General features: G+C 74.3%; 8 protein-coding genes. 4 read left to right on the top strand and 4 right to left on the bottom strand.

The window, feature by feature from the left end:
• The coding region (locus tag ACFP2E_RS11775) for a hypothetical protein (protein WP_378539338.1) at nucleotides 1-936 on the bottom strand (936 nt) is incomplete at its 3' end.
• Nucleotides 937-1,042: 106 nt separating this feature from the next.
• On the opposite strand from ACFP2E_RS11775, the gene ACFP2E_RS11770 reads away from it, so the two are divergent.
• Nucleotides 1,043-2,164, top strand: coding sequence for an alpha-hydroxy-acid oxidizing protein (locus ACFP2E_RS11770; RefSeq protein ID WP_378522831.1), 1,122 nt, complete (start codon nucleotides 1,043-1,045; stop codon nucleotides 2,162-2,164).
• Nucleotides 2,165-2,178: 14 nt separating this feature from the next.
• Nucleotides 2,179-3,345, top strand: coding sequence for an alpha-hydroxy-acid oxidizing protein (locus ACFP2E_RS11765; RefSeq protein ID WP_378522832.1), 1,167 nt, complete (start codon nucleotides 2,179-2,181; stop codon nucleotides 3,343-3,345).
• A 4-nt stretch (nucleotides 3,346-3,349) separates the two neighbouring features.
• Here ACFP2E_RS11765 and ACFP2E_RS11760 read toward each other — a convergent pair whose 3' ends face one another.
• On the bottom strand, nucleotides 3,350-3,715 hold the full coding sequence (locus ACFP2E_RS11760; protein WP_378522833.1) for a hypothetical protein: 366 nt from the start codon (nucleotides 3,713-3,715) through the stop codon (nucleotides 3,350-3,352).
• Between the two features lie 20 nt (nucleotides 3,716-3,735).
• Nucleotides 3,736-4,842, bottom strand: a complete 1,107-nt coding sequence (locus ACFP2E_RS11755) for a LuxR C-terminal-related transcriptional regulator (RefSeq protein ID WP_378522834.1) — start codon at nucleotides 4,840-4,842, stop codon at nucleotides 3,736-3,738.
• A 107-nt stretch (nucleotides 4,843-4,949) separates the two neighbouring features.
• On the opposite strand from ACFP2E_RS11755, the gene ACFP2E_RS11750 reads away from it, so the two are divergent.
• Both ACFP2E_RS11750 and ACFP2E_RS11745 read left to right on the top strand, forming a co-directional pair.
• Nucleotides 4,950-5,258, top strand: a complete 309-nt coding sequence (locus tag ACFP2E_RS11750; RefSeq protein WP_378522835.1) for a hypothetical protein — start codon at nucleotides 4,950-4,952, stop codon at nucleotides 5,256-5,258.
• Nucleotides 5,255-5,731, top strand: a complete 477-nt coding sequence (locus ACFP2E_RS11745) for a cupin domain-containing protein (protein WP_378522836.1) — start codon at nucleotides 5,255-5,257, stop codon at nucleotides 5,729-5,731. Before ACFP2E_RS11750 ends, ACFP2E_RS11745 begins: the two co-directional genes overlap by 4 nt.
• 4 nt (nucleotides 5,732-5,735) lie before the next feature.
• On the opposite strand, the gene ACFP2E_RS11740 is transcribed toward ACFP2E_RS11745, so the two are convergent.
• Complete coding sequence (locus tag ACFP2E_RS11740; protein ID WP_378522837.1) at nucleotides 5,736-7,304, bottom strand: hypothetical protein; 1,569 nt, start codon at nucleotides 7,302-7,304, stop codon at nucleotides 5,736-5,738.
• Nucleotides 7,305-7,355: the final 51 nt, after the last annotated feature.

Below are 7,355 nucleotides of genomic sequence, written 5' to 3'. Positions count from 1 at the left end.
GAGGGCGTGGGCGATGAGGTCGCGGGCCCACGCGGCGGGCACCGGGCCGTAGCCGTCGACGTGGGCCGGGGTCGGGTCGCCGTCGAACAGCGCGGTGTCGGTGATGACGAGGTTGACCCCGACCGGGACCTCGTCCGCGAGGGTCTGGCCGGTGACACGTTCGACGAGGGTGTCGGCCATGACCTGCCCGCGCCCCCGCTCGTCACCGGACGCACGGGCTCCGTCGGCGGCGCGGGTGAGAGCGGCGAAGGCGGCGACGCCCTGCTCGACCGGCAGCAGCGCGGTCAGCCAGGTCATCGTGTCCGGCGCCGGGCGCAGCGAGACGCGGCGCTCGTCGTGGGCCTTGGCGCGGCGGCGGACCACGGCCTCCTGGTCGAGCTTGATCGCGAGCTTCTGCGCGGCGGCGACCACAGCGCGGTCGCCGAGGCCGCTCAAGGTGGCCGTGTCGGCACACAACTGTTGGTCGACGTAGGCGCGGTGCTCGCGGGTGAGGCAGGCAGTCTCCCGGGCGAGCAGGGTCGCCCGCCACTCCGAGACATCGCCGGCGGTGAGCCGGGCGAGGGTGCAGGGCATCTCGTGCACCAGCACCTTGGCCAGGCCGAGGTGCTGCGCGCCTCGGTTGGGTGACTCCCGGCGCGCCAGTCCGACCTGGGCGGCGATGCCCACACCGACCCGGCGGGCCGGCAGTCCGGCCGCTTCCTGCGCGGCGCGCTGGGAGGCGTCGAGGTCGGCAGTGAGCTTGGCCTGGGCGGCTGCGGCGGCGGCCTTGAGCCGCTCGAGCTCGGTGATCAGGTCGACCCGTTCGGCGTCGCTGATCCGGTCACGGGGCACCTCCGCGAGCTGGCCGGTCCACCCGGAGATCTGCTCGGCGGGCAGCGCGACGGCGGTGGCGGTCTGGCCGGCCCGGCTGCCGTGAGCACTTCCCCCGTCGAACATGTGTTCGATTCTACGTGGCGCCGCCGACACCCGCAAGGGGTCCAGTGGAACCTGTGGAGATCGACCCACGCCGTAGCCAGACGGCGGGCCGGCTCGTTCGCCCGACGTGACGACCAAGGAGCTGGCCAACAAGCGCGACCTCTCGCAGCTGGAGGTGCAGGCCGCCGAGAACCTGAGCCCAGAGGCCCTCGGCTACATTCGCGCCGGCGCCGGGGACCGGGACACCACCCGCGCCAACGCGGCGGCGTTCGGGCGCTGGAAGGTGAGACGGCGCAGGGGCCGCAAGCCGGCGACGGCTGACCTCTCCACCACGATCCTGGGGACGCACATGCCCGCGCCGGTCCTCTTCGCCCCGGTCGGCGTACAGACGCTCGCGCACCCGGAAGGCGACCTCGCCACCGCCCGCGCGGCGGCCGAGCTCGGGCTGACCTACGTGCACTCGACCCAGGGCGCCTACAGGATGGAGGAGGTGGCGGAGGCCAACGGCGACGGCGCTCGCTGGTTCCAGCTCTACTGGCCCACGGATGACGAGCTGGTGGCGTCGTTCCTGAACCGCGCCGCGGCGGCCGGCTACACCCATCTGGTCATCACGCTCGACACGACGCTGCTCGGCTGGCGGCCCCTGGACCTGGACATCGCGTACTCGCCGTTCCTCGAGAACAAGGGCATCGCGAACTACACCAGCGACCCCGTCTTCCAGCGCAAGCACATGCCGGTGCCGGCCGAGGCCGCCCCGTTGGCGGCAGGCATTGCCTTCGCACGCGTCTTCCAGAACCCGGGTCTGAGCTGGGACCAGCTGCCGCTGATCCGTGCGAACTGGGACGGCCCGATCCTGCTCAAGGGGATCCAGAGCCCGCGCGACGCCAGAATCGCCGTCGAGCACGGCATCGACGGCATCGTCGTCTCGAACCACGGCGGACGTCAGGTCGACGGGGCGGTCGCGTCGCTCGACGCGCTCGGGCCGATCGCCGAGGCGGTCGGCGGCACGATGCCCGTGCTCTTCGACTCCGGGATCCGCACGGGCCGCGATGCCTTCAAGGCGTTGGCGCTCGGCGCCGACGCGGTGCTCATCGGCCGTCCCTACCTCTACGGCCTCGCTCTGGACGGGCAAAGGGGCGCCCGGGACGTCATGCGGACCCTCGTCGACGAGCTCGAGGAGGAGGTCCGGAGGGCGGGTCACCGCACCCACCGCACGCTCTCCCCTTCCTTCCTGACCCGCGCGCGCTGAGACGGAGCCCAGACATGTCCGAGCACACTCGCCGCCAGTTCCTCGAGATCGCCGCCGCGACTGCCGTTGCGACTGCCGGTGCGAGCCTCCTCGCCCCTCCCGCACTTGCCGGGACCCGGGTGCCCCGTGGCGCCACGGATCCGGCGGACTCGCCCGACTCGCCGGACTCCCCCGCCCCCGTCGGCCCGGGCGCGCCGTTCGGCACCTACCAGTCCGAGATCTACATCGCCGGGATGAGCGCGGGCACCAGGCCGATCTTCACCACGAACCTGTCCGACCTCGAGGCCGCTGCGGACGACGTGCTGTCCGACGCCGCGCGACACCACCTGCTCGCCTGGGCGGGCGGCCCCGCCGCCGTACGGGCGAACGCGCGGGCGCTGTCGGACTGGCGGATCCTCCCGCGAATGTTCGTCGACCGCTCCGAGCGCGACCTCGGCACGACGGTGCTCGGCGTCGAGATGCCGGCGCCGGTCATCCTGGGCCCGGTCGGACGCCAGGCGATGGCCGACGCCGCCGGCGAGGTCGCCACCGCCCGCGCGGCAGCGGGACTGGAGCTCACCTACGTCCACTCCTCGCGTGGCAGCAGGTCGCTCGAGGAGGTCGCCGCGGCCGCGCCCGAAGGCTCGCGGTGGTTCGGCCTCGACTGGCCGGACAGGGACGGCCCCGACCTGGTGCTGCTGGCCCGTGCGCGGGCCGAGGGCTACACCCACCTCCTGCTCTCGCCGCCCCAACCCAGGCAGGGCTGGACGGCGCTCGCCGCGTTCCGCAGCGTGTGGGACGGGCCGATCGTCCTCAGCGGCATCCAGAGCGTGCGGGACGCCCGAACGGCGGTCCGCCGCGGCCTCGACGGCATCGTCGTCTCCAACGAGCGCGGGCGTCGTGGCCCCGGCGTCGACGGCACCATCGACGTCCTGCCTCGGATCGCGGACGCGGTCGGCGGCAAGCTCGCCGTGCTGTTCGGCTCGGGCGTCCGCACGGGGACCGACGTCTTCCGGGCGCTGGCTCTGGGGGCCGAGGCCGTCGTCATCGGCCGCCCGTACGTCCACGGCCTGGCCCTCGGAGGCGAGGACGGCGTCCGGCACATGCTCCGAACGCTCCTCGCCGAGCTCGAGATCACCCTCACCATCGCGGGTGTCGGGCACCACCGCGACCTGGACGCGAGCGCGCTCGTCCGGACGTGAGCGCCTACCTGGTGGGCTGCCCCGACGCGACCCTGAGGAGTCCGCCGTGGTCACCGGACAGCCGGACCGCAGAGCGGTTGTCCACCGTCAGGTGCAGCCCGATCTCGCTCCCACCGGCGACCGGGGTGGCGGTGATCCTGAAGTCGAGGTCCACCTGGGACAGGAGCGGGGCGCACTGCTCCTGCTCCTTCGCAAGGCGCCTGGCCTCGCGGTCGGCGCGTCGCTCCGCGCGGCAGTCCGCATCGCAGCCCGGGGTGGGCTCGGCGTCCGGCGCTCCCCTCGTCGGTACGTCGACCGCCGGCGCCGCCGGCTCGTCGCCACCCCCGCACCCCGCGAGCAGTCCGGCCGCCCCCAGCAGCAACCCGGCCACCGCCGCACGCCTCGACCGGCTCATCGCCAGGGACCACCGCGCACGGGCCGGGCAGTGGAGGTGCGCTGCTCGTTGTCGCGGACCCTCGGCTCGTAGTGGGTGAAGAAGAGCCTGGCCGTGAGCTCGCCACGACTGCGGACCCCGACCTTCTCGAAGATGCTCGTGAGGTGCTGCTGCACCGTGTTGGTCGAGACGAACAGCCGGCTCGCGATCTGGCCGGTGGCGAGTCCGCGCAGCACCAGCCCCACCACCTGACGCTCGCGCTCGGTGAGGCCGTAGACCGACATGAGCAGCGGGAGGAGCCGGTCCGGGTTCGCGGACTCCAGGATCACCGCGACGCGGTGCGGGTCCTCGCCGCGCAGCGGGGCGCCGTGCAGCACGACCCAGGCGCCGCGCCGGGACATCGCGCGAGCCAGGCTGGCGCCTGCCGCCTCCGCGGCGGCCGTGGCCACCGAGCGGACCACCGGCGGGAGGTGCCCCGGGCCGGTCCCCTCGAGCTCCTCCAGCCACCGCTCCGCTCCTGGCGAGCTGCTCTCGACCGTGAGGTCGGGCCCGAGGATGAGCAGGCCGGGAGCATCGGGCCACTGCGGGTCGCTGGCCTCCCCGAGCAGCAGGGATCGGCGTACCCCCTCCGCGAGCGTGGCCGAGAGGCTGCCGAGGAACGCCTGGTCCTGCTCGTCGAACAGCGGCCGGTCGGGCTCGCGGTAGAGCCCGACAGCGCCCCAGGTCTCGCCGCTGCGGGTCTGCAGCCTCGCGATCATCTCCTGGTCGCCGCCGAGCTCCATGTTCTGCTGCCAACGGCGCGTGTGCGAGGGGTCGCCGCCGGTCACGCCGTGCAGCGTCGAGACGCCGGTCGGCGAGGCCACCACCTCGGCCAGCGAGTGGACGTCCCGGCCGTCGTACTCGTGCTGCAGCCACTCGGCGGGGAACTCCGCCAGCCCCTCGTGGAAGTGGCTGGTGATCAACAGCGAGGCGGGATCGAGCGTGTAGTAGCAGGGGGTCCAGTAGAAGGGCACGGTGTCGGCGAGCACCTCGGTCACCCCCGACCACAGCGTGGTGAGGTCGCCCGCGCGGGACGAGAGGCGCGCCACCTTGTCCAGCCCGCGGCGCCTGCGGTCGGTGTCCACGTTCGCAGGCTACGGCCGCGGCCGCGCCGGCGGAACTACGGAAATCTGGGATGGGAGGGCGGCCGGCGGCCGACCTAGCGTGGCGGGACCGACGAGAGGAGAGACCGATGAGCACGATGGTCGTCCGCATGGACTGCCGGCCCGAGTCCAGGGCCGAGGTGATCCGCCACCTCCGCGAGGACGTGGTGGTCTGGGCGAGGGAGCAGGACGGGTTCGTGTCCGGGTCCTGGCACGTCACCGACGACGGCCGCTGGGGACTCGGGTTCGTGGAGTTCGCCAGCGCCGAGGCGGCGGAGCGGGCCGCGGGGGCCCCGCGGTCGTACCACGACCCGGAGGTGCCGTTCCGCATCGCCAGCGTCGAGGTCTACGAGCGGGTCGCGGGAGCGTCGGTGGCGGCGGAGACGGCCGCGCCATGAGGCAGCGGGTCCTGGGGCCGACCGACGGCGTCGTGCTCGGCCCTCCCGCGGGCGTGCGGGACCGGTTCCTCGTGGACTCGGCCGAGTGGGGCGGCCACCTCGCGGTCGTCGAGCACCTGCTCGCGCCTCACTCGATCGCTGCACCCATGCACAGGCACACCCGGGAGGACGAGTTCAGCCTCATCCTCGAGGGACGTGTGTGGTTCGTGGCCGAGGGGCGCGAGTACGTCGCCGACGTGGGTGACCTGGTCTTCAAGCCGCGCGGCGAGTGGCACACTTTCTTCAACGCTGCCGACGAGCCGGCCCGGGTGCTCGAGCTCATCTCCCCCGGCGGGCTCGAGGAGGCGTTCCGGATCATCGGCAGCGCCACCGAGGAGGTCGACCTCGGTCCGCTGGTCGCGACGTACGGCTGCGAGGCGGACCCGGACGCCACCACCGCACTGGTCGAGAAGTACGGCCTCACCTTCGGGTGACGGCTCAGGCGCGCACCTTGTCGGCCACCCGCACGAGCCCCGTCGCGGCCGCGACGTACGCCGCGCCGGAGGGCGCGAGGGTGACCCCGCTGCGGCGGTGGTCCATCGCCGGGCCGGTGCCGGTCCGGACGCTGAAGACGTGGCGGCCGGTGTGGACGTCGACGGTGGTGAGGTACCAGGCGGAGACGCCCCAGGCGCTGGGGCGCTTGGTGGCTATGTAGACGAGCCCCTTGGGAAGCGACACCGCAGGGATGGTGCCGGGGGCGACGACGTCCTCGTTGGTCCACCGGACCCGGCACTCGCCGGCGGAGACGTCGACCTCGACGCGCGCCAGCCCCGCCTGCGGGGTGAACCCGAGCCCCGAGCCCGCCCAGCCCGCGGAGCCGTGGTGGTTGGCGACGACCACGGCGTCGTCGGCGACGACGGCCAACGACCCCTCGACGGCGCCGCCGTCCTCGTCGAAGACCGCCGCGCTGCACACGGGCTCGCCGGAGGTGCGGGAGAGGAAGACCACGTGCGGCTGCGGCTCGGCGTTGTCGACGAGCGCGACCGTGCCGTTGGGCAGCACCGCCGGGGTGGTGCCGCTGCCGCGCGCGAGCTGGCCGGGCTTCTGCTCGCTGCCGGCGTCGTACTGGGTGCGCCACAGGACGACCGGGTCCCCGGAGGCGTCAGGCAGCAGCTTGTAGGCGGCACCCTCGGTGACGGCGTACACCCCGCCCTGCTCGTCGGCGACCAGGCCGTTGGCGATCGCCTCCCCCAGGTCGGTGACCCGGACCCGGCCGCTCGCGGGCTCGACGAGCCCCACGACGCCGGCGACGCTCGCGAACCACAGGCGTCCGCTCCAGTCGGGGACGACCCCGGCGACGCAGTCGCCGGCCTCCAGCACGGAGGAGAGGTCGTGGGTGGCGGCCACCGTGAGGTCTGGCTCGCCGTCCCCGTCGGCGGTGTCGACGACGACGAGCGACCGGCCGGTGCCCACGACGGCGCGGTCGCGCTCGTCGAGGAGGAACGACGCGTCGCACAGCGCCGCCCGCTCCTCGGTCAGACCGGCGACGCCCGGACCGAGCTCGCGACTCGCGAGCGGGTTGAGCGACTCGGGATCGACCACCCGCAGGACGGGCGCGTCGGGCTCCCCGCACCAGCCGACCAGCCGGCCGCGCGCGTCGACCGCGAGGCCGCGGCAGCGCTCCCGGCCGTACCAGCCGGTGTCCACCGACGGCTGGTCGCCGATCGGCCCCGGGTGGCCTGAGGCTGCCTCGGCCAGGTGCGGGTGGGGCGGCAGCACGCCGTCGGCGACCGGCCGCACGATCGCGGGCCGGCCGACGTACGCCGGGGTCACCAGCCGACCGGGGCCCTGCGGCACCGGCAGCCAGCCGTCCGGCGCGACGATCACGAGCGCGGTGGCCACGAGCGAGCCGACCGCGACCGCCGCCGCCGTACGCCGGGCGTCGGCCGGCCGCAGCCAGTCGCGCACCCGCGGCACCGCGAGCAGCCCGCCGAGCAGCAGTGCCGCGGGACCGAGCCACACCACCACGAGCAGCGCGGCGAGGAGGGCAGCCGCGCGGGAGAACACGACGGAAAGCCTAGGAAGCCCCGGCGACACCGGCGCCCGCGACGCGCGCAG

Origin of the sequence: Nocardioides sp. GCM10027114, from assembly GCF_042659625.1 — a bacterium.
Taxonomy (GTDB): Bacteria; Actinomycetota; Actinomycetes; order Propionibacteriales; family Nocardioidaceae; genus Nocardioides.
The sequence above is the reverse complement of the archived record's forward strand: the minus strand, read 5'-3'. Positions and strand labels throughout refer to the sequence as shown.